The organism is Streptomyces griseicoloratus (assembly GCF_014534645.1).
In the GTDB taxonomy this organism is placed as follows: Bacteria; Actinomycetota; Actinomycetes; order Streptomycetales; family Streptomycetaceae; genus Streptomyces; species Streptomyces griseicoloratus.
Window position 1 is genome coordinate 46,828 of record NZ_JACVQF010000198.1, and the last position, 24,829, is coordinate 71,656.

Here is a 24,829-nt window from a genome sequence, read left to right on the forward strand (position 1 = left end):
GAGGTCGTGGGGCGTCGACGGGCAGGGGAGTCCGGCGCACCTGTGTCGCGGGCGGCGCTGGGTGAACTGCTGACGCGATTGCGGCAGGTGGCGGTCGACGGCGTCGTGCCGGAGCGCGAGTTCCTTCAGGGGGTGAGCGCCCTCGCCCTGAGCGGCGACGAACGGGACCGGTTGCGCGACGAGCTGGCCCGGCTCGGCCTGCTCGTGCGGGAATTGCCTGTGCACGCTGAGGACGACCCGCGCGCCGGTGAAAAGGTTGTACGTGAAAATGAAAGACATGTGACCCCACGTATCGCGGCGGCGCGGGCCCTTCTCGCGCGGTACGCCGACGCCTCCGGGCACGTACCGTCCCGGGCGGTCGAGGGGGTCGTACGGCTCGCGGGGCTCGACGACAGGGAAGCCGCCCGGCTCCGGGCCGGCGCCAGGGTGGAGCCGGCCGCGGACAGTGCCGCCGAGGCGCCCCGGGCCACCGTGACGGCCACGGCGGACGACGCGGCCGGAGCGGCGGGCGGCGACCTGGCCGACGCCGTCGCGGCCGCACTGGCCGTGCTGGAGGCGGACCGCTTCGAGCGGCGGCCCGGCAAACGGCTGCTGAGCCCCGAGGCCGAGGTGGGACTGGCCGTCCTCGTACGGGGCGGGCCGCAGCGGATCGCCCGGGAGCCCGACGAGGAGGAACTGAAGTCGCTGCCGAGGAACGACCTGCGGATCCGTGCCCGGGACTGCCTGGTCGTCCACAACCAGGGACTGGTGCACTCACTGGCCCGGACCATGGTGGAACAGGGCCTGGACTACGAGGACCTGTTCCAGCACGGTGTCATCGGCCTGATGCGGGCGGCGCGGAAGTTCGACCCGCGGATGGGCAACAAGTTCTCCACGTATGCCACCTGGTGGGTCCGGCAGTCGATCACCCGCGCCATCGCGGACGAGGGTGCTCTCATCCGCATCCCCGTCCACATGCACGAGCAGATGCGCAAGGTCGCGAACGCCGAGCGGAGTCTTGCCGCACAGGGCCGGCCGGCGACCGCGGCGGACGTGGCGGTGGCCTGCGACCTGAGCCTGCCGAAGGTCGAGGAGATCCGCAGGCTGAGCCGTCGGACCGACTCGCTCGACCGGGTCGTCGGCGACGGGGCGACCCTCGCCGACTTCGTCGAACGGGCCCGGCCGCTGCCCTCGGTGGAGCGCGAGGTGCTGGGCGCCATGCACGTGCAGGAGATCATGGCCGTGGTGAACACGTTCACCGGCCGTGACCACCGGATTCTCGTACGCCGTCTGGGACTCGACGGAGACGATCCGTCGACGCTGGACGAGGTGGGCCGGGAGTTCGGAGTCAGTCGCGAGCGCATCCGGCAGCTGGAGCGCAAGCTGCGGCCCGAGTTGGAGGAGCGGTTGCGCAGGGCTCGCGTCTTCGGTGTGGAGGCCGTGCCGGCGCGCACGGAGCGGGACGGTGCCGCCGTCCGGGCCAAGCCCGCCCACGCCGACGGCACCAGGACCCGGCCCACGGACCGCACTCCGGCCACCCCGTCGTCTCCGGCCACTGGGGCAGCCCCGTCGTCTCCGGCGGCTCCGGCGTCCCCGAGGCCCCCGGAGTCCCCGGTCATCCAGCCCTCGGGCATCCGCTCGTCCTCGGGCACCCCGTCGTACTCGGCCACCCCAGACACCGCGGCGCCCCCGGTCTCCCCTGCTACCCCGTCATCCCCGGCCACCCCGGGCGCACCGTCCTCTCCGGCCGCCCTCTCGCCCGACGCGGCCGCGGGCGAGAGGGCTGGAGCGACGGCTCCGGCCGTGGCCCCGGCGGACTGGGACCGGGCCCGTCGGCTGGCCGGGGAGCTGTCCGGCCAGGGCCGGCTCGCCGAGTACGCGCTCGCCGCCATGGGGCACGAGGCCCTGGTGGTGATCCTCGGACGGCCGGCGGCCGACGCGGTGGTGCGTGTCGCCCGTGACCGGGAACCAGCGGACCGTCAGGTGCTGACGGCACTCGAAGTGCTGCGCCGCGTCTTCGACAACGTCGCCGAGGCGGGTCTGCGCCCCGAGGACTTCTTCGACCGGCCCGCAGAGGCGCTCGGTGGGCAGACTCCCCGTACCTACCTCGCGAGCCGGCCGCTGGTGCACGGCGAGTCGCGACTGGCCGTGCGCGACGCGCTCCGGGAGTTCCGCACCGCGGCGCCGTCCCTCCCGCGGGAGCCGGAGCGGGTGGACGACGCGCAGGAGACCCGCAGGGAACCGCAGAGGGCGGCCGACGCTCCCGCAGCGCCCTCACCCGGGGTGGGAGCACCGCGGACCGCCGCCGCCGACTGGGACAGGGCCCTGAAGCTGGCGCAACCGCCCCTGGGCGGTGGCGTGGCCTGGCTCGCGGAGTACGCGCTGCTGGCCCTGGGGCACCCGCAGCTGTCCCTGCTGCTCGGTGCGTCCGCCGCGGACGCCGTGGTGCGGGCCGCGCGGCAACGGGGCATGCTCGACCGGCAGGTGGTCAGGGCCCTGGAAGCACTCCGGGGCGTCTTCGACGCGGTCAAGGAGCTGGGCCTGAGGCCCGAGCAGTTCTTCGAGCGGCCTGCCGAGGCGCTGGCCGGGGCCAGTCCCCGGGCGTACCTGGCCGCGAAGCCCCTCGTGGTGGCCGAGTCGGGCCTCGCCGTCCGGGACGCCCTGCGGGAGTTCGTCGAGGCACACGCGGAACGGACCGAGCCCGTGCCCGGCGACGACGGTGACGACGGCGACCGCGGGGCCGGGGAACCGGCGGCGCCCGCTGCGCAGGCCCGTCCGGCACCGGCCGCACCGCCGCCGGCGGAAGAGCCCGCGGCGGAAGAGCCGGCGGTCGACGCCGACAGACTGCTCGCCGAGGTCCGCGCCCGGCACGAGGCCGCGCTCGCCGAGCTGGCGGAGGAACACGAACGCCGGCTGCGGGAGGAGCGGCACGCCGCCGAGGCGCGTCTCGCGGCCGTCCGCGCGGAGGGCGAACGACAGCTCGACGCACTGGAAGAGGCGCTGCTGAACCGCGCCGACCGATCGCGGGAACGGCGCGAGAGGCATGTGCGGCGCCAGTCCGAGGAGCACTTGAGGCGTCTGAAGGAGCAGCACCGCGAGGCGTACGAGACGGTGCTGCGCAGGGCCGAACACGCCGAGGAGGCCGCCCGCCGGGCGGCCGGCACGGAGCAGCGGGTGCACGAACTCGAGCAGCGGCTGCACGAGTACCGCGACGGCGCCGAGGCCCGCATCAGGGACCTGGAGTCGCGGCTGCGGCAGGCCGAGGCGACCGCCGCCGAGCGTGAACGTGCGGCCGGGGCGCTGGTGGCCGAACTGGAGACCGGACTCCACAAGGCCGAGGCGGCCGTCGCGCAACGGGACCTGTTCGTCGAGGCGGCCCGCCGGCGCGCCGAGGAGGCCGAGCAGCAGGCGGCCCGGCGCATCGCGCAGAGCGAGCACGACGCCTGGCTCCGCGTCACCGAACTGCAGAGGCAGCTCGGTGACGTCCGGGCGCAGCTCGCCGCGGCGCAGGAGGCGGCCCAGAACCGCACCTCGCTCCGGGACCGCTGGCGCAGGTCCTGACCCGCACACCCGCCGTCCGGTGCCGGCCCGTCCGAGCCCGTCACAGCCCCGACCACCAGGAACAGCATGGATCCCCGACAGGAACTCGTCTCCTACCTCCGACGGCAGCTCGTCGGTCCGGCCGGCGGCGACCACGAGACGCTCGACGCCCCGCCCGACCGGCAGTACCTCATGGGCACGCTCTACCCGCAGGAGGCCGACCTCCAGCGCCGGCTGGACGCGGCCGCCGAGGAACTGGAGGGCGCCGGTACGGAGGGCCGCGCGGAGGACACCGCGCCCGCCACCGACCCCGTTCCCGAGTCCAACTCCTGGCTGCCCTCCTCCCTCGGCTTCAGCTTCTTCACCGATGCGGACACCGTGGAGATCAGCTGCTCCGCCGCCCGCTACGAGACCCGCGCCGGCACCAGCGAGCGCGGCCGGAGCTGGCAGCGGATCCCGCTGCCCGCCGAGACCCACCGGCTCACCCCGGACGACGACCAGGTCACCGTTTTGGACGGGCGTGCGGAACTCCGCGTCCGGCGCCGCGCCTTCGGCACCGGCCGGCTCGTCACCGTCGCCCTCGTCAACGCCGCTCGCCACGAGCCCGGACTCGGCAGGGCCGCCCACTGGGACCGGATGCTGTTCCAGGCGGAGCTGCGGGCCCGGCCCGTGGACGGCAGGGTGCTCCAGTACCCGAGCGTGCGTCTGGCCAGCCGCGACCCGGAGGAGCAGGAGCTGCGCCTGCAGTACCGGCATGTGCGCACGCACGCCGTCGGCCACGGATGCGCGGTCGCGGAACGGTACGACGACACCGGGGAACGGGTGACCGAGCTGAGCGCGGCCGTCATGCCGGAGGCCGAGGTCACCGGCGTACGGGCCTCGGGGCTCAGCGGGGCACCGGTGCTCAACCTGCTCCACCTCGCCGACCCGGACGTCCCGGCGGAGCAGCTCCGGGAGGAGCTGACGGAGTTCGCCGCCGACTACCGGGCGTGGTACGTCGGACAGCTCGACGAGGACGTCCCCGAGTGGGGGCGCGAAGCCGCCGCACGCATCCTGGACCGGATCCGCACCGCCGTCACCCGCATGGAGTCCGGCGTCCGCACCCTCTGCGACCCGCGCCGCCCCGAGCTGCTGCACGCCTTCCGCGCCGCCAACCGCGCCATGGCCCTGCAGATGCGCCACTCCGCACCCGACCTGGCCGGCACCCGGCGCGCCCGCCGGGACGCCGTACCGCCCGCTCCCGAGCCGCACCCGGAGGCCACCTGGCGTCCCTTCCAGCTCGCCTTCTTCCTGCTCGCCGTGGACGGCACGGCCGACCCGGGGCACCCGGACCGGTCCGTGACCGACCTGATCTGGTTCCCGACCGGCGGTGGCAAGACGGAGGCGTACCTGCTGCTGGCCGCCTTCGCCATGGTGCTGCGGCGTACCGGGCCGGCCGGCGGGGGCACGGCCGTGCTCAGCCGGTACACCCTCAGCCTGCTCACCACCCAGCAGTTCCAGCGCGCCGCCACCACCGTCTGCGCACTGGAGACGCTGCGGCGCGCCGATCCGGCGGCGTACGGCGAGGAGCCGTTCTCCATCGGCCTGTGGGTGGGCGAGACCACCACCCCGAACACGTACGAGAAGGCCCGCACGGCCTTCGAGGACGCACGCCGGGCCGCCCAGCCCGACGACGTCTTCATCCTGGACCGGTGCCCGTGGTGCGGCACCCGCATCCTGCCCGCCCACAAGTCGCCCGACATCGGCGACTACGGCGTGCGTGCCACGGCCGGCTCCTTCGCGTTCTTCTGCCCGAGGGACGAGTGCGTGTTCCACGACGAACTGCCCGTCGCCGTGGTGGACGAGGCGCTCTACGACCGGCCCCCGACGTTCGTCCTCGGCACCGTGGACAAGTTCGCCCGGCTCGCCTGGGAACCGCGCGCGGGACGGCTGTTCGGCGCGGGCGGCGAGGACGGCACGGGGAACCTGCCGCCGTCGCTCGTCATCCAGGACGAGTTGCACCTGCTCACCGGCCCGCTCGGCACCACCGTCGGCCTGTAGGAGTCGGCCGTCCTCGGGCTGTGCACCGGGCCCGACGGGACCGGCCCCAAGGTGGTGGCGTCCACGGCCACCATCCGCCGCTCCGGCGAACAGGTCCGCGCCCTGTACGGCGGGGGAGTGCAGCTCTTCCCGCCGGCCGGACTCGATGCCCGCCACTCCTACTTCGCGGAACCGGACACCTCCAGGCCCGGCCGCCGCTACCTGGGAGTCATGGCCCAGGGTCACACGGCCGGCCGCGCCGCCGTGGCCACCGCCGCCGCGCTGCTCCAGGGCGCGTGGGAACTGCCCGAGGAGCACCGGGACGACTACTGGACCCTGGTCGCCTACCACCACAGCCTGCGCGAGCTCGGCCGCACCGTCACGGCCGCGGCCGACGACATCCCCGCCCAGCTCGCCGGGCTCGACGCCGGCAACGGCGTACGAGCGCTGACGGACCACCAGGTCCAGGAGCTCACCAGCAACCTGCCGCGCGCCGAGCAGCCCGTCCTGCTGGACCGGCTGGAGAAGAGCTGGGACGACCCGCGGTCGGTGTCCTTCCTGCCCTGCACGAACATGCTGTCCGTCGGCGTCGACGTCAAGCGGCTCGCGCTGATGCTGATGCAGGGCCAGCCCAAGACCACCGCCGAGTACATCCAGGCCACCAGCCGCGTGGGCCGGCACACCGTCCCCGGACTCGTCGTGACGTTCTTCAACGCCACCCGGCCCAGGGACCGTTCGCACTACGAGACCTTCGACGTGTACCACCGCTCCCTCTACCGGCACGTCGAACCGACCAGCGTGACCCCCTGGTCCGTGCCGTCCCGGCGGCGCGCCCTGCACGCCGCGCTCGTCGTGCTCGTCCGGCACCGGCTCGGCCTCGCCGCCGAGAACCAGGCCGGGCACGTCCTGGACCGCCTCCCCGAGGTCGAGGCGATCGCCGAGCAGCTCGCCGCGCGTGCCGAGGCCGCCGAACCCGCGGCGGGTGACGCGGTGCGCAAGGAACTCGCGGGTCTGATCGCCGACTGGGAGGACGCGGCGCGCGAGGCCCGCAAGGACGGCCGGGAGCTGTACTACCGCAGCCAGGGCAAGGGCCAGTCCAACCTGATCAAGAGCTTCGAGCAGAACCACGGCCTGTGGGAGACACCGAACTCCATGCGCAACGTGGACCGGGAGTGCCAGGTGACGGTGAAGGGAGCCGACCTGTGAGCCGCACACTGCGGGTACGCCAGTCGCAGACGGTGGTGCCGTTCGGCGTCGGCGCCGTCTTCGACATCCAGGGCGAGTCCTTCGTCGCCACCGGCATCGGAGACTGGCCGGCCAGGGGCAGGCAGCGGATCGAGTCCGCCCGCCTCGCCTCCCGGCTGGGCGTCACCGGCTTCTATGCCGCACCCGCGACGGCCAACGACCGCTTCGACGTCCCCGACGCCCCCGGGGCGCCGTACATCCGCTTCCCCTCCTGGCTGTTCTGCGGCTCCTGCCGCCGGATGAAGCGCTGGCGGATCGCGGACGAGAAGCCCGGGCAGCCGCCGCGCTGCCCGTCCTGCTCGCCCGCCCGGACACTGGCGCCCATGCGGTTCGTGCAGATCTGCCAGGCCGGGCACCTCGGCGACGTCGACTGGTGGTTCTGGGCGCACTCCCGGCGCGACGCCGGTGAACGGCGGCGGTGCGAGGAACGCGACAGGCTGCGCTTCGTGGTGTCCGAGCGGGCCTCCGGCCTGGAGGCGCTCTCCGTCGTCTGCACTGCCAAGGGCTGCGGCGCGTCCCGGGACCTGCTCGACGTCCTCGGCACGCACGGCATGCGCTGCCCGGGGCGCAACCCCTGGCAGCGGGCCGACGAGCGGGTGGAGTGTCCCCGGCCGGTGCAGATCGTGCAGCGCACGGCCGGCAACCTCTACTACCCGGTCGTCCACTCGGCACTCGACATCCCCGAGACCGACGTACCGGCCGCCCACGCCGACGAGGCCCTCGCGGCCAGGGTGCGGGAACACGACCTGTGGGTCTCCCTGTGCCGGGTCGCCGACACGCCCCGCGCCACGGTGTTCCGCACGATGATCCAGGAGGACACCGGCGCCGACGACGCCCTCCTGGACGCGCTGATCGCCGAGGAGACCGGGCAGGCCCCCACGGGCACGCCGTCGTCCGGGGCCGCCCCCGCCCGCCCCGACCTCAGCCGCGAGGAGTGGGCCGCCTTCACGGCACCCGTCCCGCCGGCCACCCGGGACTTCGCGCTGCGCGAGACCACCCTCGGCACGGCCGGGGAGACCGCCGGCCCGTGGGCCGAGCTCGGCCGCCGCTTCGGGCGGATCGTCCTCGCCGACCGGCTCCGCGAGGTGCGCGCCCTGTCCGGCTTCACCCGGGTCTCCCCGGACGCCACCGTCGTCCCCGCGGACACCTCCCGGCGGCTGAAGTGGCTGCCGGCCGTGGAGGTCTTCGGCGAGGGCGTCTTCCTCACCCTGGACCCGGCCGGACTGGCGGCCTGGGAGGCCGACCGGAACGTGCGGCAGCGGGTCGCCGGCCTGCGGGCGGACCTGGACCGCTCCTTCCAGCGGGACCGGCTGGAGGCCCTGACCGGCACGGAGCTCGCGCCCCGCTTCGTCCTGCTGCACACACTCGCGCACCTGCTGATCCGCCAGCTCTCCTTCGAGTCCGGATACACCACGGCGAGCCTGCGCGAACGGATCTACGCGCGCCCCGAGCAGGACCAGTACGGCATCCTCGTCTACACCGCCGCAGGCGATGCCGAGGGCACCCTCGGCGGCCTGGTCCGCCAGGGCGAGCCCCCGCGGCTGGCGGAGACACTGCTGCGCATGACCGAGGCCGCCGCCTGGTGCTCGGCCGACCCGCTCTGCGCGGAGCACACCGGCCAGGGCTTCGGCAACCTCAACCGCGCTGCCTGCCACGCCTGCGCCCTGTTGCCCGAGACCAGCTGCGAGACCGGCAACACCCTGCTCGACCGAGCCCTCGTCGTCGGTGGTGACCAGGTGCCCGGCTACCTGGAACCGATCGTCACCGCGGCGCGTGCCGCCGCGGCCCGCGCCCTGGAGCAGCAGTGACCGTCACGTACCTGGATCTCACGCCGTCCCAGCGCGCCGCCCTCGACGGCCTGCCGTTCGAGGGCAACCACCTGGTCAGCGGGCCGCCCGGCAGCGGCAAGAGCATCCTCGCCGTCCAGCGGGCCGTGATGCTCGCGCTCACCGGCACCCCCGTGACCCTGCTGACCCGCTCCAACCTGCTGCGCCAGTCGCTCGCCGGTGTCGCCCGCGCACTCGGGCCGTCCGACCGCCCGGTCCGTGTCGCCACGGCCCACGGGTGGCTCACCGAGTGGTACGGGGCCCGACCGCCGGGCCGGGGCGACGGCTGGTACGACTGGAACGCCCTCTTCGACCGGGCCGCCGGGACGGACCCGGCCCCCGCACCGGCCCTGGTCGTCGACGAGGGGCAGGACCTGCCTCCCGAGTTCTACCTGCTCTGCCGCATGCTGCAGGCCCGGACGACCGTGTTCGCGGACGAGTGCCAGCGGCTCACGGACACCAACTCCACGCTCGCGGAGATCGCCCGCAACCTGGGCAGGTGCACGCGCCACGACGTCGACGGCAACCATCGCAACACCCGGCAGATCGCGGCCTTCGCCGCCCATTTCCACACCGGCGCCTGCCTGCCGGATCCGCCCGGGCGACAGGGGCCGGTGCCGCGTCTGCACAGGTTCCCCGAGCGGGGCGCCGCGGACCTGCTGATCCTGCTGGCACAGGCACACCCCCGCAAGCGCATCGGCGTCATCGCGGGCTCCCGGCACACCCAGTTCTCCCTGCTGGGCAGCCTCCAGCGCCGGGCGCCGCGCCTGCGGCCGCAGCTCTACACGTCCGAGGCCAAGGGCGGCCAGTACCGCACGCTCGATCTGGGGCGCCCCGGCATCGTGATCGTCCACCGCGCCAGCGCCAAGGGCCTCGACTTCGACACGGTCGTCATCCCCGACACGCACCACGACGCGGCGGCGGACCCCACCTCCGCCGCCCTGCGCATGAGCTACTACGTCCTCGCCACCAGAGCCCGTCACGAACTCCACCTCGGCTACGAGGGCGAGTCGGAGCCGCCCCTTCTGGCACAGGTGAGCAGCAGGGAGCTGCAGCGGGGCTGAGCCGAGCGCGCTCGCGCCGGTACCGCCGGGCTTCCAGCGGCTCCCACCCGCATGATCGGCTCAGGGGCTTAATGCATATGATGCGCAAGTGCACCACCGCGACTACAGCATCAGGACCGCCACCCGGGAAGACCTCGACGGCGCCCGAGCCGTGATGCTCGACACCGTCTACCACGAGTTCGGCACGGGGTACGTGCCCCGCTGGCACGGCGACATCATCGACCCGGCCGGTGCGTATCTGGAGCCGGCCCGGCACACCCTGCTCGTCGCCGTGGACGGGGGCGGGGACGTCGTCGCCACCGGTGCGCTCGACTCCCGCGGACCGGCGCATCCGCCGAACCCCCGGCACGTCGCCGAGCGCTACCCCTCCGGGGCGACCGCGCAGCTGCGGCGCGTGTACGTGCGGCCCGAACACCGCCGGCGGGGGCTGGCCCGGCGGCTCGTCGAGGAGCTGCTGGCCTTCGCCGCCGCCGACGGCGGATACCGGGCCGTGTACCTGCACACCGACCCGGCCGTCACCGGTGCCGAGCCGTTCTGGCGGTCCCTCGCCAAGGTCGTGCACGACGAGCGCGAGGACGCCGGCGGCGGGCAGGGGATCGTGCACTTCGACGTGCCGATGGGGTGACTGGATCATGGAAACGGTTTTCATATAGGCTGCCGTTTCCCCGCACCCGTACGCCCCTGGCGCCGCCGCGCCCCGATCCACCCCCACCCGCACCGAACCGAGGACCATGCGCTCCCACCGCCGCTCCCGGCTGCTCGCCCCGCTCCTGCTCCTCCCGCTGATGTCCGGCTGCTTCGCCTCCGGCGGCGGCAGCAACTCCGGCTCCGGCGCCAAGGACGGTGACGGCTCCCGGCTCCGCGTCGCCCTCGCCTTCCCGCCCGCCGAGAACCTGTCGCCCTACGGCGCCGACGCCACCCTGCTCAGCCGGCTCGGCGTCACCGAGGGCCTCACCGCGCTCGACGCCAACGGCTCCGCCGCCCCCGCGCTCGCCGAGTCCTGGCGGCGGGACGGCGAGAAGACCTGGGAGTTCACGCTGCGCGACGCCACCTTCCAGGACGGCACCGAGGTCACCCCGGCCGCCGTGGCCGACTCCCTCACCCACGCCACCGAGGCCGAGCCCGTGCCCGCCGCCCTCTCCGGCGTGACCATCACCGCCAAGGCCGACGGCGACCGGACGCTGCGCGTCACCACGACCGAGCCCGACCCCGTCCTGCCCCTGCGGCTGTCCAGCCCCAGCCTCGCCGTCCTCTCCGCCAAGGCGTACGGCAAGAGCGGCCGCGTCGACCCCGTCGGCACCGCCACCGGCCCCTTCGAGATCACCAAGGTGAACGGGGCCACCTCCGCCACCCTCGACCGGTTCGACGAGTACTGGGGCGGACGCGCCCAGGCCGCCGGCGTCGACGCCCGCTTCATCGCCGACGGCACCGCCCGCGCCAACGCCCTGCGGACCGGCGAGCTCGACATCGCCGAGGCCGTCCCCGTCGCCCAGGCGGCGACCCTGGAGAAGGACACCCGGCGGGACACCGCCACCACCCGGACCACCAGCCTGCTGCTCAACACCTCCAAGGGGACGTTCAAGGACGCCGGACTGCGGGCCGCCGCCCGTGCCGCCGTCGACACCTCCGTCCTCGCCGAGGACGTGTACGAGGGGTACGCCGACCCCGGCGCCGGCATCTACGGGCCCGCCGTCACCTGGGCCGAGGGCAAGCGGACCGAGCCCGTCGGACGCGCCGCGGCCGGCCGGGCCGCCGGCGACACCGTCACCCTCGCCACCTACGACAACCGGCCCGAGCTGCCCGAGGTGGCCCAGGTCGTCAAGCAGCAGCTGGAGAAGGCGGGCTTCAAGGTGAAGCTCACCGTCCGCGAGTACTCGCGGCTGGAGAGCGACGCCCTGGAGGGGAAGTTCGACGCGTTCGTGCTCGCCCGCAACACCCTCCTCGACACCGGCGACCCCGTCGCCGTCCTCGCCAGTGACTACACCTGCGACGGCGGCTTCAACATCGCCCAGCTCTGCGACAAGGACGCCGACCGCGCCGTCGCCGAGGCCGAGAAGACCGCCGACAGCGGTGAGCGGCAGGACGCCGCCATGGCCGCCGAGGCCCGGGTCCTCGGCAGCGACGCCGTCGTGCCCCTCGTGCACCAGCGGATCATCACCGGTGTCGCCGCCGGCGTACAGGGCGTGATCCTCGACCCGTACGAGCGCACCCTCGTCGGCACCGGCACACGGCGCTGAGCCATGCGGCAGCAGGTGGCCACGGTCGTGTGGCGGGTCGTCCTCGCGGCCGGGCTGGTGTGCGGGATCGGTCTGCTGCCCCGGCTCACGCGGACCGACCCCGCGCTGACCGTCCTCAAGGCCCGGTCGGCGGAGCGCGACCCGTCGCCCGAGGTGCTCGCCGGCATCCGTGCACAACTCGGCCTCGACGACGGGCCGCTGCACCTGCTCACCCGGTGGCTGGGCGGGCTGGCCCGCGGTGACGCCGGGCAGTCGTGGATCTCCGGCTCCGACGTCCTGCCCGACGTGCTGCGGGCTCTCGGCGCCTCGCTGCTGCTGATGGCCGCGGCGCTCGTCGTCGCCGCCGTCACCGCCGGGCTCGTCTGCGCCCGTACGCTCCGGCTGGGGGCACGGCGGCGGCTCGGCGGACGGCGGCGCGCCGGCTCGGGCTCCGCCGTCGTCGCCGCGCTGCCCGAGTTCCTCGTCGCCTCCGTCCTCGCCACCGTGGTCGGCGTCCAGCTCGGCTGGCTGCCCGCCCTCGGCTGGTACGGGCCGCGGTGGACGGTGCTGCCCGCGCTCGCCCTCGGGCTGCCCGCCGGAGCCCTGATCGGACGGCTGCTCGACGATCTGCTGCCCGGCGCCTTCGGCGAGCCCTGGGCCCTGGCCGCCGCCGCCCGCGGACTGACCGGCCGGCGGATCGCCCGCCAGGCGCTGCGGCGCTGTCTGCCCGCGCTGCTGCCCAACCTCGGCCTGTTCGCCGTCGGACTGACCGGCGGGGCCGTCGCCGTGGAGCAGATCTTCGACATCCCGGGCCTCGGCCGCACCACCCTCCAGGCCGCCCTCGCCCAGGACCTGCCCGTCCTGCAGACCGGCACCCTCGCCCTCGTCCTGCTCGCCGCCCTGGCCACCGGCGCCACCCGCCTCGCCGCCCGCCTGCTCACCGGGCCCGCCCCGCGCGACGGCGCCCTGTCCTCGCTGCACCGGCCCACGCCGCCGGCCCGGACGGTGCCGCCCCTGCTCTACGGTGCCGTCCTGCTCGCCGTCGTCGGATTCGGACTGCCCCGCGATCCGCTCGCCGTGCACACCGGCGACCGGCTCCGGGCGCCCTCCTTCGACCACCCCTTCGGCACCGACGCCCTCGGCCGCGACCTGCTCGCCCGGGTCGGCCACGGTGCCCTCGACACCCTGCTGCTCGCCCTCGCCATCAGCGCCGCCGCGCTCCTGACGGGCGTGGTGCTGGGTCTCGTACCCCGGGTGTCCGGGCCGCTCGTCGACACCGTCAACGCCGTGCCGCCCGTACTCGCCGCCCTCCTCGTCACCGCGGTCGCCGGCAGCGGTCCGGCCACCCCCGCGTTCGCCGTCGCCGCCGTCGCCTGGGCGCCGCTCGCCGCCCACACCTCGGCGCTGCTGCGGCAGGAACGCGCCACGCTGCACGTGACGGCCACCCGGGGACTGGGCGCCGGCCGCTGGTACCTGCTGCGCCACGAACTGCTGCCCGCCGTGCTGCCGCCGGTCGTCCGGCACGCCCTGCTGCGCCTGCCCGGCGTCGCCCTCGCGCTCGCCTCGCTCGGCTTCCTCGGCCTGGGCGCCCAGCCGCCGTCCCCCGAGTGGGGCCTGCTGCTCGCCGAGAACCAGCCCTACGCCGAACGCGCCCCCTGGGCGGTCCTCGCCCCCGCCGCCGTCCTCGCCCTGCTCGGCGCGCTGGCCGTCACCGCGGCGGGCGGACTGCGCCGGCCCCGACGGCGCGCGCGTGCGTCGGCCGTCGTCCGGGAGGAGCCCGCCGAAAGGAGAGAGCCGGTGGCCTCCCGATGACCGCGCCGCCCTCGGCCGGGTGCCTCGCGAAGGCATCCGGACGCAGGCCGCTCTCCCCGCTGCTGCGGCTGCTCGTCCTCACCCAGCTCGCCTTCAACATCGGCTTCTTCGCCGTCCTGCCCTTCCTCTCCGAACACCTCGGACAGGGCATGGGCATGGCGGGCTGGCTGGTCGGGTTCGTGCTCGGGCTGCGCACCTTCAGCCAGCAGGGGCTGTTCGTGGTCGGCGGGGCGCTGGCCGACCGGTACGGCATCCGGCCCGTCGTGCTCGCCGGATGCGTGCTGCGCATCGCCGGGTTCGTGTGGCTCGGGTACGCCGGGCGGACCTGGGCGGTCGTCGGTGCCGTGCTGCTCATCGGGTTCGCCGCCGCGCTGTTCTCGCCGGCCGTCGAGTCCGAGGTCGCCCGGCAGGCCGTGGCGTGGGAGGAGGCGGGCGGCGGGCCCCGGACGCGGGTCCTCGCGCTGTTCACCGTCGCCGGTCAGGCCGGGGCCTTCATCGGGCCGCTGCTGGGCGCGCTGCTGCTGGCGGTGGACTTCCGTACGGCCTGTCTGGCCGGCGCCGGCGTCTTCGTGCTCGTCCTCGCCGGGCACGCGCGGCTGCTGCCCCAGCACATCCCCGGGCGGGCCCGCACCCGGGTGAAGGGCGGGGCGCGGCTGCTGCTGCGCAACCGCCGGTTCCTGGCGCTGTGCTGTGCGTACGGCGCCTACCTGCTCGCCTACAACCAGCTCTACCTCGCCCTGCCCGCCGAGGTGGAGCGGGCCGCGGGCTCCCAGGCGCCGCTGGCCTGGCTGTTCGCGCTGTCCTCGCTGCTGGTGGTGACGGCGCAGTTGCCCGTCACCCGGTGGGCGGGGGAGCGGCTGTCGCTGCGCCGGTCGATGGCGGCCGGGCTGGTGCTGATCGGGGCCGGGTTCACGCTCGTCGCGCTCGCCCGGCCCGCCGGGTGGACGGGGGGTGCCGGGCTGGCGCCCGCCGCCGGGTTCGTCGTCCTGCTGACCCTCGGCCAGATGCTCGTCGCCCCCGTCGCCCGCGCCTGGGTGCCCGACCTCGCCGAGGACGGGCGGCTCGGGTTGTACACGGGGGCGCTGTCCTCGGTGTCCGGGCTCATCGTGCTGCTCGGCAGCTCGGTCACCGGATCCCTGCTGGACAGCGGCCTGCCGCCGGCCGCGCCGTGGCTCGTCCTGGCCGCCGTACCGCTGGCGGCGGCCGGACTGCTGCCGCGCCGTCACTGAGGGACGGGGACGCGGACCCCACGACCGGTCACTCCGAGTCGACGTGGGGCTGGATCTCCACCGTGAAGACGCCGTCGTCGGGGCCGGTGCCTTCCTCGTCCGCCCACACGATCACGCGCACGTGCTGCTCGCCGATGCCGTTCACCCTCCACTCGGTCACCAGGTCGGTGAGGACGAGCGCGGCGACGTACTCGGGGCCCTGCCTGGGCGTGTCGGTGGTGATCCTTCCCCGCCAGCGAGGGGAGTGGCCGCCGAGGGGGCGCCAGCCGGCGGAGCCGTGCGGCTCCTCGACCCGGTACGCCCACGCCCTCTCGGTGCCCATGGCACCAATCCTGTCACCGTGAGGAGCCCCGCGCGCCGGCGATCACGCCGCGTCGATGTCCGTCCGGGGCCGGACCTCCACGACGAAGTCCGCCTCCTCCATGTCGCCCGCCTCGTCGTGCCAGAGGAAGACCCGCACATGCATCGCGTGATGGAGGCCGCTCCTCTCCCACTCCGTCATCAGATCGCCGACGATGCGGCTGATGGCGTACTTGGCGCCCTCGGGCGAGTCGGGGGCGGTGATCGCGCCCTGCCACCGCTCGGGCTCGCTGCCGTAGGGGCGCCAGCCCTCGGAGCCGTGCGGCTCGAACACCCGGTACACCCAGTCCGTCTCGGTGTTCATAACACCGATCCTGCCACCGGGGAGTCCGATGCGCCGCATCGGACCCACCCACCCCTCCGTTCACTGTCGGTCGACGTCTTGTCAGCGGACCGTATGGCGGATCACACTGCCATGTGAGTGATCACCGGAGATGGCCGAAGGCGTAGGGGACCCCGCGCGCGGACCGCCCTCCTCCCGAGCGCGTGAACTGCACGATCCGTTGATGTCCGGATGGAAGGTGGAGCAGCTCGTGGGTCACCTACGCAGGACGGGAGTGAGCCGGCGGCGTGTGCTGGGCACGGCAGCCGGACTGGCCGCGACCGCGGCGGGAGTGCCGTCCGCGGCCGCGTTCGCGGCACCGGAACGGACGCTGCCCGAACAGGCCCGCTGGCGCAGACACGCCGCCCGCGTGACGATCACCCGGGACGACTGGGGCATTCCCCACATCGTGGGCAAGACCAATGCCGACGCGGTGTTCGGAATGATGTACGCGCAGGCGGAGGACGACTTCAACCGGATCGAACAGAACTACCTCGTCGCCCTGGGCCGCCTCGCCGAGGCCGAGGGCGAGAGTGCCATCTGGCAGGACCTGCGGCAGCGGCTGTTCCTCGACCCGGAGGCGCTGAAGAAGGACTACGCGAAGTCTCCGGCGTGGCTGCGCACGTTGATGCGGGCCTGGGCGGACGGGCTCAACTACTACCTCGCGACACACCCCGAGGTGCGTCCGCGCGTGCTCGACCGGTTCGAGCCGTGGATGCCGCTGAGCTTCTCGGAGGGCAGCATCGGCGGCGACATCGAGTCGGTGCTGCTCACCCGGCTCGAAGCCTTCTACGGCCGGCGGGACGTGCCGATGACCGACGAGGAGCGCGGGCTGGTGCTGCGCGAACCCACGGGGTCGAACGGCTTCGCGATCGCGCCGAGCCACACGCGTGACGGCCACGCGCTGCTCCTGATCAACCCGCACACCAGCTTCTTCTTCCGCTCGGAACAGCATGTGACGAGCGGGGAGGGGCTCAACGTCTACGGTGCCGCCACCTGGGGCCAGTTCTTCATCTACCAGGGCTTCAACGCGCACACCGGGTGGATGCACACCACGGCCGGCGTCGACAACATCGACGAGTTCGCCGAGACGATCGTGACGGGGGCCGACGGAACCCGCCACTACCGCTACGGTGACGAACTGCGCCCCGTCACCACGAAGACGATCACCCTGTCCTTCCGTACCGAGGACGGCGGACTGGGCGAACGCAGCTTCACCACGTTCGCCACCCATCACGGCCCCATCGTGCGCGAGGCGGACGGCAAGTGGATCGCGTGCGCGCTGATGAACAAGCCCGTCGAGGCGCTCAAGCAGAGCTTCCTGCGCACCACGACGGGGAGCTACGCGGACTACCTCCGGGTGGCGGGCCTGAAGGCGAACAGCTCGAACAACACGCTCTTCGCGGACTCGAAGGGCGAGATCGCCTTCCTGATGCCGCAGTTCATGCCGGTGCGAGACGACCGCTTCGACTACCGCAGGCCCGTCGACGGCAGTGACCCGGCGACCGACTGGCGCGGACTGCACAGCCTGGACAGCATGCCGCACGTCGTGAACCCGGAGAACGGCTGGGTGTTCAACGTGAACAACTGGCCGTGGACCGCCGCCGGCGCGGACAGCCCCAAGGCGGCGGACTACCCCCGGTACTTCGACAGGGTCGGCGAGAACCCGCGCGGCCCCCAGGCGGAGCGGGTGCTGTCCGCGCGTGACGACTTCACCCCGCAGACGCTGATCGAGGCCGCGTTCGACCCGTACCTGACGGCTTTCGCGCGACTGGTCCCCGGGCTCGTCGCGGCCTGGGACCGGCTGCCCGAGGGCGACGGACGGAAGGCGACGCTGGCGGGCCCCGTCGGTGTGCTGCGTGACTGGGACCACCGGTGGGCCGCCGATTCGACCGCGACGTCGGTGGCCGTGTTCTGGGGTGAGGACCTCTGGGCGCTCACGTCCCAGGCGGCGGCGGACGCGGGAACGTCCGTGTGGGACTACATGGCCGACCGCGCCAGTGACGCGCAGCGACTCGACGCGCTCGAGACCGCGACACGGCGACTGGCACGGGACTTCGGCAGCTGGAAGGTGCCCTGGGGCGACATCAACCGCTACCAGCGCAACGACGGAGCGATCGTCCAGCGGTTCAGCGACGCGAAGCCGAGCATCCCGGTGCCGTTCCCCTCGGCGCGCTGGGGCTCCCTCGCCTCGTTCGGGGCGAGGGCCTACCCGGGAACGAAGCGCTACTACGGCACGAGCGGCAACAGCTTCGTGGCGGTGGTGGAGTTCGGGCCGCGACTGCGCGCCTGGGCGGTGACGGCGGGCGGCGCCAGCGGCCACCCCGACTCCCCGCACTTCGACGACCAGGCCGATCGCTACGCCAGGGGCGACCTGCGGCCGGTCTACTTCTACGCGGATGACCTGGAGGGCCACATCGAGCGGAGATACCGTCCGGGCAGCTGAGGCCGGTCCGGCGAAGGGCAGGTCGTCGTAGCCGGAGACGTCGTACGACGACAGTGAGCCGTCGGCGACGGCGTTCAGCAGGGCCGGGGCCCGTTCGATCGACTCGTGGCAGACGGCGCCGGCAGAGCGTCTGGACAGATGTGTTAATGTCGCCGGCACAGTGACGACAAGGTCGGCTGCAGAGATCGAAGGAGGTGAGTTGATGACTGTCGTGGAGACCACTGCGGTGCGCAGTGCCCGGATCATCCTCACTTCCCGGAACTCCTCCTGACCTGCACCTGTTTCCTCTTCCCGTAGGAGCCTTCGCGGCTTCTTCTCCGGGTGATTCTCGTGCGGTGTCCGGCGGGGCCCCTCTCAAGGTGGATGACGCCGGGCCGCGTCGTGCGGCCGAGCGTGGCCCGTGTGGTCGCCGGCGTACGCCTGCGTGCCGAACCTGAACGGCCCGAGAGGGACATCAGCCTCACCACCTCACAGAATCCAAGGAATCCCACCTGTGGACCTTCCACGCATCTTCACCATTCGCGAAAGCAGCCACCGCATCCACAACCCCCTGACCCCTGCCAAGCTCGCCGCCTTGGGACAGGCACTCCACCTGGCCCCCGGCACGCGAGCGCTCGACCTCGCCAGCGGTTCGGGCGAGATGCTGTGCACCTGGGCGCGTGACCACGGCATCAGCGGGACAGGGGTGGACGTCAGCACGGTGTTCACCTCCCAGGCCCGGGCCCGCGCCACCGAACTCGGTGTCGACGGCCAGGTCGATTTCATCCACGCCGACGCCTCCGGCTACGTGGCCGACGACCCGGTCGACCTCGTCGCGTGCGTCGGCGCCACCTGGATCGCAGACGGCGTCGCCGGAACAGCGGAGTTGCTGCGCCGCAGCCTCCGCCCCGGAGGACTGATACTGATCGGCGAGCCGTACTGGCGTCGGACGCCGCCGGACCAGGAAGCCGTCGAGGCCTGCCACGCCGCGAGCGAGACCGACTTCAAGCTCCTCCCGGAGCTGATCGAGCAGTTCGGCGACCTCGGGTACGACGTCGTCGAGATGATGCTGGCCGACCAGGACAGCTGGGACCGGTACCGCGCGGCGCAGTGGCTCAACCTCCGCCGCTGGCTCGACCGGAACCCCGACGACGAACTGGCAGCCGAGGTGAGGGCCGAACTCACCACCGAACCCGCCCGCTACGCGCGCTACGGGCGTGAATATCTCGGCTGGGGAGTCTTCGCCCTCATGAGCCGCTGACCGTTGCCTCGGCGCGGGGCCGGGCGGTGTGCCGTCCGGCCCCGCGTGCATGCGGTGGACCGACGGCAAGGGCGGTGCAACAGGACCGCGGGGCCGCTCCCGTCACCCGGCGACCAGTTCCCGCACCTCGCCGGCCGGAACCGCCGCCCGTACCCGCGACGTCCGCCACAGCCACGCCACGTCCCGGCCGAACGACCACACCAGCAGCGCGAGCGCCAGCGCCACCACCCCGGTGCCGGCCGCGTGCGGCAGCAGATCCGCGCCCGCCAACAGCAGCAACACCCCCTGGAGCGCGGCCACCGTCTTGCGGGCCGTGCTCGGCGGCAGCGGCGCGGTCAGCCACGGCCACACCCGGGCCGCCGCGACGAACGCGTACCGCATGCCGCCGATCAGCAGCACCCACGGGCCCTGGTCCGTCGCGACGTACACGCTGAGCACCAGGATGAGGAACGCGTCCACCTCCATGTCGAAGCGCGCGCCCAGCGGCGAGCAGGTGCCGGTGCGCCGGGCGACCCGGCCGTCGACGCCGTCCAGGACCAGGGCGACGGCGGTCAGGCCGATCAGGAGCGGGACGGGCGGCGCGGCGCGGAAGGAGTCCGCGACCAGCGCCGTGACCCCGCCGACCAGGGTGGCCCGGCCCAGGGTGACCCGGTTGGCCGGGCCGAACGACGGCAGCCGGGAGCGGTGCAGGGCCCGGGAGAGCACCGCCCAGGAGGCGAACGCGAACGCGAGCCCGGTCAGCCAGCCCGCCGTGCCCATGCCGATCGCCGTGCCCAGCAGCGTCAGCAGCAGGACCTGCACGCCCGCCCCCAGGGCGGTCTCCTGCTGTACGGGCCTCGCGTCGTAAGTGTTGTCCAGGGCCACCGAACATCCTCCGGCCGTGTGTGACAGAGTCCATCGACGCCGCTGCCTCGGGCGCGGCCTGTGCATCCCTCGGTACGTGAGCAGCTTCCCGACCGTTCAGGAGGAACCCGATGACGCGCGCCGCACATGCGTTCTGGATCGACTCGCCCGGGCGAGCCGCCGTCCGCGAGGTCGCCCTGCCCGAGCCCGGTGCGGACGAGGTACTGGTGCGCACGCTCTTCACCGGCGTCAGCCGCGGCACGGAGACCCTGGTCTTCGGGGGCCGGGTGCCCGAGAACCAGTACGCGGCCATGCGGGCACCGTTCCAGGAGGGCGACTTCCCGGGACCGGTGAAGTACGGCTACCTCAACGTCGGCGTGGTGGAGGAGGGACCGGACGCCCTCGTCGGCCGTACCGTCTTCTGCCTCTACCCCCACCAGACCCGGTACGTCGTCCCGGCCGCCGCCGTGACCCCGGTGCCGGAGTCCGTGCCCGCGGGACGCGCCGTGCTCGCCGGCACCGTGGAGACGGCCGTCAACGCCCTGTGGGACGCGGCGCCCCTGGCCGGCGACCGCATCGCCGTGGTCGGCGGCGGCATGGTCGGCTGCTCGGTGGCCGCCCTGCTGGCCCGTTTCCCCGGCGTCCGCGTCCAGTTGGTCGACGCCGACCCGGGCCGGGCCCGCGTCGCCGAAGCCCTCGGCGTCGACTTCGCCCCGCCCGCCGACGCCGCCGGCGACCGCGACCTCGTCGTCCACGCCAGCGCCACCGAGCAGGGCCTCACCCGGTCCCTGGAACTGCTGCGGCCGGAGGGGACCGTCGTCGAACTGAGCTGGTACGGCGACCGGCACGTCGCCCTCCCGCTCGGCGAGGCCTTCCACTCCCGGCGCCTGACCCTGCGCAGCAGTCAGGTCGGCACCGTCTCCCCGGCCCGCTCGGCCACCCGCACCCACGCCGACCGGCTCGCCCTCGCCCTGGACCTGCTCGCCGACCCCGCGCTGGACGCGCTCGTCACCGGCGAGTCCCCGTTCGCGCAGCTGCCGGACGTCATGCCGCGGCTCGCCTCGGGGGAACTCCCGGCCCTGTGCCACCGGATCCGGTACGGCGACGGCCCCGCCTGACGAGGGGAGGCGGGTGCTGAACAAGGGAAGGCATCGGGCCGTACTAGACGGCACCCCGCGCGGCGATCGGCGGGGGATCAGACGCGCCAGACCTGGAGGGTCGTCCGTTGTTCAGCATCACCGTCCGCGATCACATCATGATCGCCCACAGCTTCCGCGGCGAGGTCTTCGGGCCCGCGCAGCGCCTGCACGGAGCGACCTTCCTGGTCGACGCCACGTTCCGGCGCGAGCAGCTGGACGAGGACAACATCGTCGTCGACATCGGGCTGGCCACCCGGGAACTGGGCGCCGTCGTCAGTGAGCTGAACTACCGCAACCTCGACAACGAACCCGACTTCGCCGGGGTCAACACCTCGACGGAGTTCCTGGCCAAGGTCATCGCCGACCGGCTCGCCGAGCGCGTCCACAAGGGCGCGCTCGGCGAGGGCGCCAAGGGCCTGGCGGGACTCACCGTCACCCTGCACGAGTCGCACGTCGCCTGGGCGAGTTACGAGCGTGCGCTGTGACCGGGACGACCACCGGCGCGACGGGTACCCGCACCGGGCGGGCCCGGCTCGCCCACGTGCCCGCGCAGCCGTCCGCCCCGAGGAACGGTGAGGTCGTCCCCATGTCCCTGCGCTCCGTGCACTTCGTCATGCCGGGCGGCGTCGACGACCCGGCCGCGCCCAGCGGCGGCAACGCCTACGACCGGCGCGTGAGCCTGGACCTGCCGGGCTTCGGCTGGCGGGTGCGCAAGGTCGCCGTGGCCGGCGCCTGGCCCCGGCCGGAGCGGGCCGCCCGTACGGAACTCGCGCGCGTGCTGCGCCGGTTGCCGGACGGCGCCGTCGTCCTCCTGGACGGACTGGTCGCCTGCGGCGTACCGGAGATCGTCGTGCCCGAGGCCGAGCGGCTGCGCATGGCCGTCCTCGTCCACCTTCCGCTCGCCGACGAGACCGGCCTCGATCCCGCGGTGGCCGCCGGACTGGACGCCGGGGAGCGCGCGGTGCTGCGGGCGGTCCCGGCCGTGGTCGCCACCAGCGACTGGGCGGCCGGCCGCCTCGTCTCCCACCACGGCCTCGACCCCGGCCGGGTCCACGCGGCCGCCCCCGGCGCCGACATCGCGCCCCTCGCGCCCGGCACCGACGGCGTGTCCCGGCTGCTGTGCGTCGCCGCGGTCACTCCCCGCAAGGGGCACCACCGGCTGGTGGAGGCGCTGGCGGCGGTGGGCGACCTGCCGTGGAGCTGCGTGTGCGTCGGCGGGCTCGGCCATGACCCCGGGTACGTCGAGCGCCTGCGGGCGCTGATCGGACGGCACGGCCTCACGGGCCGGCTGGAGCTGGCGGGGCCGCGGACCGGCGCGGAGCTCGACGCCGGTTACGCCGCCGCCGACCTGCTGGTCCTCGGCTCGTACGCGGAGACGTACGGCATGGCCGTGACCGAGGCACTCGCGCGCGGCGTACCCGTGCTGGCCACGGACGTCGGCGGTGTCCCGGAGGCCGTGGGACGCGCTCCCGACGGCACGGTCCCCGGCATCCTCGTCCCGCCGGGGGACCCCGCGGCGCTCGCCGCCGGGCTGCGCCGCTGGTTCGGCGACGCGGACCTGCGGCGCCGGCTGAAGGCCGCCGCACGGGGCCGCCGCGCGGCCCTGCACGGCTGGGCGACGACAGCGCAGAGCCTGGCCGGAGTACTGCGCCGGCTGCCGGACGAACCGCGGAGGGCGGCATGAGGAAGCCGACGGCACCCACGGAACACGTGACCCGTCCGCGCCCGGACGACGCCCCCGGTGACCGGCCGGGTGACCAGCCCGGTGACCGTCCCGCGGGTCGTGTCGGGGCGAGCGGCACGGTCCGTCTGCGGGGCTCCGGTGAGGCGGCCGTGCGGGTGCCGCGTTACGCGCCCGAGTGGCTCCGGCTGCGGGAGGGCGCCGACGCCCGCGCGCGGGCGCGCGATCCGCTCGGTCCGCTGCGGGCCCGCGTCTCCATGCCGCCCGGCCGGGCGGACGGGCTGGTCGTCCACGACCTGGGGTGCGGCACCGGCTCCATGGGCCGGTGGCTCGCCCCGCTGCTCGACGGCCCCCAGCACTGGGTCCTGCACGACCGCGACCCGTACCTGCTCCACTTCGCGGCCGCCGCCTCCCCGCGCTCCGCCGCCGACGGCAGCCGGGTGACGGTCGAGACACGGCGCAGCGACATCGCGCACCTCACCCCGGACTCGCTCGCCGGCGCCTCGCTGGTGACGGCGTCCGCGCTGCTCGACGTCCTCACCGCCGACGAGGCCGGCACCCTCGCCGCCGCCTGCGCCGGGGCGGGCTGCCCGGCCCTGCTCACCCTCTCCGTGACCGGGCGGGTCGAACTCGGCCCCTCCCATCCCCTGGACGGCGAGATCACCGAGGCGTTCAACGACCACCAGCGGCGTTCCGGCCTGCTGGGGCCCGACGCCGTCGCGGTGGTGGCCGAGGCGTTCGCCGGGCACGGCGCGACGGTCCGGACGCATCCGAGCCCCTGGCGGCTGGGGCCCGGCGAGGCCGCGCTCACCGCTCAGTGGCTGCGCGGCTGGGTCGGCGCGGCGGTCGAACAGCGGCCCGCGCTGCGTGAGCGTGCCGACCGGTATCTGACGGAGCGCCTCGCGGCCTGCGCCGCCGGGGAGTTGCGCGTCGTGGTCCGGCACAGCGACCTGCTGGCGCTGTGCCGGCCGACGGGCGCAGCCTCGTGAGCGCACCCACGGTCCGGGCGGGCGCCGCGCCGACCGCCGTACGCGGGACCACCGCACCCCGCGCGCTGCGTGCCCGCCTCGGCACCCTGGCCGGTGCCGCCGTCCTCGCCGTGCTGCTGTGGCGGCTGGGCACCGGCGTCTTCCTGGACGGGCTGCGCCGGATCGACGCCGCGGACCTGCTCGCGGCGCTCGGCATCGGGCTCGTCACCACGGTGTGCAGCGCCTGGCGCTGGGCGCTGGTGGCCCGGGGCCTGCGCATCCGGCTGCCGCTCGGACCGGCCGTCGCCGACTACTACCGTGCGCTGTTCCTGAACGCGGCCCTGCCCGGCGGCGTCCTCGGCGACGTGCACCGCGCGGTCCGCCACGGGCGGAGCGCGGGCGACCTCGGCCGAGGCGTGCGGGCGGTCGTTCTCGAACGGGCCGCCGGGCAGGTGGTGCTGGCCGCTGCCGGCCTGGTGGTGCTGCTGACCATGCCGTCCCCGGTGCCGGTCGGAGCCCGCCACCTCGCCCCGCTGCTCGCGGTCGCCGTCCCGGGCGTGCTCGCGGTCGTCCTCGCCCTGCGGATGAACCGGGCGCCGTCGCGCCGCTGCCGGGCCCTGCGGGCGGTGCTCGGCGAGGCGCGGGAGGCTCTGCTGTCCCGGCACAACTGGCCGGGGATCGTGGGGTCCTCCGTCGTCGTCCTCGCCGGGCACCTGGCGATGTTCGTGCTCGCCGCCCGGGCCGCCGGAAGCTCAGCGTCCGTGCCCGTGCTGGTGCCGATCGCCGTTCTGGCGCTGCTCGCCATGGCGCTGCCGCTGAACGCCGGCGGCTGGGGCCCCCGGGAGGGCGTCACCGCCTGGGCGTTCGGCGCGGCCGGACTGGGTGCCGGCACCGGACTGT

Annotated in this window: 16 protein-coding genes and 2 pseudogenes; 15 read left to right on the top strand and 3 right to left on the bottom strand. The window is 74.4% G+C overall.

Annotation, left to right across the window (positions count from 1 at the left end):
* The first annotated feature begins 6 nt into the window (after positions 1-6).
* The 8 genes and pseudogenes from H0H10_RS40040 (at position 7) to H0H10_RS18970 (ending at position 14,930) form a co-directional block, all read left to right on the top strand.
* Positions 7-3,540 (top strand): sigma-70 family RNA polymerase sigma factor, encoded by a 3,534-nt coding sequence (locus H0H10_RS40040; protein WP_309141837.1) that lies wholly within the window; start codon positions 7-9, stop codon positions 3,538-3,540.
* A 66-nt stretch (positions 3,541-3,606) separates the two neighbouring features.
* Positions 3,607-6,744: pseudogene (locus tag H0H10_RS18940) on the top strand (helicase-related protein).
* Complete coding sequence (gene drmB, locus H0H10_RS18945; RefSeq protein WP_188182188.1) at positions 6,741-8,591, top strand: MrfA Zn-binding domain-containing protein; 1,851 nt, start codon at positions 6,741-6,743, stop codon at positions 8,589-8,591. Before H0H10_RS18940 ends, drmB begins: the two are co-directional and overlap by 4 nt.
* Complete coding sequence (locus H0H10_RS18950; protein ID WP_188182189.1) at positions 8,588-9,673, top strand: DEAD/DEAH box helicase; 1,086 nt, start codon at positions 8,588-8,590, stop codon at positions 9,671-9,673. The genes drmB and H0H10_RS18950 overlap by 4 nt, the downstream gene beginning before the upstream one ends.
* A 154-nt stretch (positions 9,674-9,827) precedes the next feature.
* Positions 9,828-10,298 (top strand): GNAT family N-acetyltransferase, encoded by a 471-nt coding sequence (locus H0H10_RS18955; protein WP_223180110.1) that lies wholly within the window; start codon positions 9,828-9,830, stop codon positions 10,296-10,298.
* A gap of 106 nt (positions 10,299-10,404) precedes the next feature.
* The gene (locus H0H10_RS18960) at positions 10,405-11,910 is read left to right on the top strand and encodes an ABC transporter substrate-binding protein (RefSeq protein ID WP_188182191.1); all 1,506 of its coding nucleotides are present in this window, start codon (positions 10,405-10,407) and stop codon (positions 11,908-11,910) included.
* A 3-nt stretch (positions 11,911-11,913) separates the two neighbouring features.
* The gene (locus tag H0H10_RS18965) at positions 11,914-13,701 is read left to right on the top strand and encodes an ABC transporter permease subunit (protein WP_188182192.1); all 1,788 of its coding nucleotides are present in this window, start codon (positions 11,914-11,916) and stop codon (positions 13,699-13,701) included.
* Positions 13,698-14,930 carry an MDR family MFS transporter gene (locus H0H10_RS18970; RefSeq protein WP_188182193.1) on the top strand — a complete coding sequence of 411 codons (1,233 nt, stop codon included), beginning with the start codon at positions 13,698-13,700 and terminating at the stop codon, positions 14,928-14,930. Before H0H10_RS18965 ends, H0H10_RS18970 begins: the two co-directional genes overlap by 4 nt.
* 28 nt (positions 14,931-14,958) lie before the next feature.
* Here the strand turns inward: H0H10_RS18970 and H0H10_RS18975 are convergent, their stop codons facing one another.
* Both H0H10_RS18975 and H0H10_RS18980 read right to left on the bottom strand, forming a co-directional pair.
* Entirely contained in the window at positions 14,959-15,252 is a 294-nt protein-coding gene (locus H0H10_RS18975; protein WP_188182194.1) for a hypothetical protein, read from the bottom strand.
* Positions 15,253-15,294: 42 nt separating this feature from the next.
* Entirely contained in the window at positions 15,295-15,594 is a 300-nt protein-coding gene (locus H0H10_RS18980) for a hypothetical protein (RefSeq protein ID WP_188182195.1), read from the bottom strand.
* Between the two features lie 202 nt (positions 15,595-15,796).
* Here H0H10_RS18980 and H0H10_RS18985 point away from each other — a divergent pair, with 202 nt between their 5' ends.
* Complete coding sequence (locus tag H0H10_RS18985; protein WP_188182196.1) at positions 15,797-18,058, top strand: penicillin acylase family protein; 2,262 nt, start codon at positions 15,797-15,799, stop codon at positions 18,056-18,058.
* A 493-nt stretch (positions 18,059-18,551) separates the two neighbouring features.
* A complete protein-coding gene (locus tag H0H10_RS18990) occupies positions 18,552-19,298 on the top strand; it encodes an SAM-dependent methyltransferase (RefSeq protein ID WP_188182197.1) in 747 nt (248 codons plus the stop codon).
* Between the two features lie 102 nt (positions 19,299-19,400).
* On the opposite strand, the gene H0H10_RS18995 is transcribed toward H0H10_RS18990, so the two are convergent.
* A complete protein-coding gene (locus tag H0H10_RS18995) occupies positions 19,401-20,162 on the bottom strand; it encodes a CDP-alcohol phosphatidyltransferase family protein (protein WP_188182198.1) in 762 nt (253 codons plus the stop codon).
* A gap of 110 nt (positions 20,163-20,272) precedes the next feature.
* On the opposite strand from H0H10_RS18995, the gene H0H10_RS19000 reads away from it, so the two are divergent.
* The 5 genes and pseudogenes from H0H10_RS19000 to H0H10_RS40755 all read left to right on the top strand — a co-directional run.
* The gene (locus H0H10_RS19000; protein WP_188182199.1) at positions 20,273-21,259 is read left to right on the top strand and encodes a zinc-dependent alcohol dehydrogenase; all 987 of its coding nucleotides are present in this window, start codon (positions 20,273-20,275) and stop codon (positions 21,257-21,259) included.
* 107 nt (positions 21,260-21,366) lie between these two features.
* Positions 21,367-21,765: a 6-pyruvoyl trahydropterin synthase family protein gene (locus H0H10_RS19005; protein WP_188182200.1), complete on the top strand. Its 399-nt coding sequence runs from the start codon at positions 21,367-21,369 to the stop codon at positions 21,763-21,765.
* On the top strand, positions 21,762-22,964 hold the full coding sequence (locus H0H10_RS19010) for a glycosyltransferase family 4 protein (RefSeq protein WP_309141838.1): 1,203 nt from the start codon (positions 21,762-21,764) through the stop codon (positions 22,962-22,964). The genes H0H10_RS19005 and H0H10_RS19010 overlap by 4 nt, the downstream gene beginning before the upstream one ends.
* Complete coding sequence (locus H0H10_RS19015) at positions 22,961-23,950, top strand: SAM-dependent methyltransferase (protein ID WP_223180101.1); 990 nt, start codon at positions 22,961-22,963, stop codon at positions 23,948-23,950. Before H0H10_RS19010 ends, H0H10_RS19015 begins: the two co-directional genes overlap by 4 nt.
* Positions 23,951-24,060: 110 nt before the next feature.
* A pseudogene (locus tag H0H10_RS40755) lies at positions 24,061-24,810 on the top strand (lysylphosphatidylglycerol synthase transmembrane domain-containing protein); the annotation flags it as partial.
* Between the last annotated feature and the right edge of the window lie 19 nt (positions 24,811-24,829).

Excerpts from the sequence above, each read along its gene's own strand:
- H0H10_RS18955 (WP_223180110.1), top strand. The coding sequence starts at position 9,828 with ATGCTCGACACCGTCTACCACGAGTTCGGCACGGGGTACGTGCCCCGC.
- H0H10_RS18960 (WP_188182191.1), top strand. The coding sequence starts at position 10,405 with ATGCGCTCCCACCGCCGCTCCCGGCTGCTCGCCCCGCTCCTGCTCCTC.
- H0H10_RS18965 (WP_188182192.1), top strand. The coding sequence starts at position 11,914 with ATGCGGCAGCAGGTGGCCACGGTCGTGTGGCGGGTCGTCCTCGCGGCC.
- H0H10_RS18970 (WP_188182193.1), top strand. The coding sequence starts at position 13,698 with ATGACCGCGCCGCCCTCGGCCGGGTGCCTCGCGAAGGCATCCGGACGC.
- H0H10_RS18975 (WP_188182194.1), bottom strand. The coding sequence starts at position 15,252 with ATGGGCACCGAGAGGGCGTGGGCGTACCGGGTCGAGGAGCCGCACGGC.
- H0H10_RS18980 (WP_188182195.1), bottom strand. The coding sequence starts at position 15,594 with ATGAACACCGAGACGGACTGGGTGTACCGGGTGTTCGAGCCGCACGGC.
- H0H10_RS18985 (WP_188182196.1), top strand. The coding sequence starts at position 15,797 with ATGTCCGGATGGAAGGTGGAGCAGCTCGTGGGTCACCTACGCAGGACG.
- H0H10_RS19000 (WP_188182199.1), top strand. The coding sequence starts at position 20,273 with ATGACGCGCGCCGCACATGCGTTCTGGATCGACTCGCCCGGGCGAGCC.
- H0H10_RS19015 (WP_223180101.1), top strand. The coding sequence starts at position 22,961 with ATGAGGAAGCCGACGGCACCCACGGAACACGTGACCCGTCCGCGCCCG.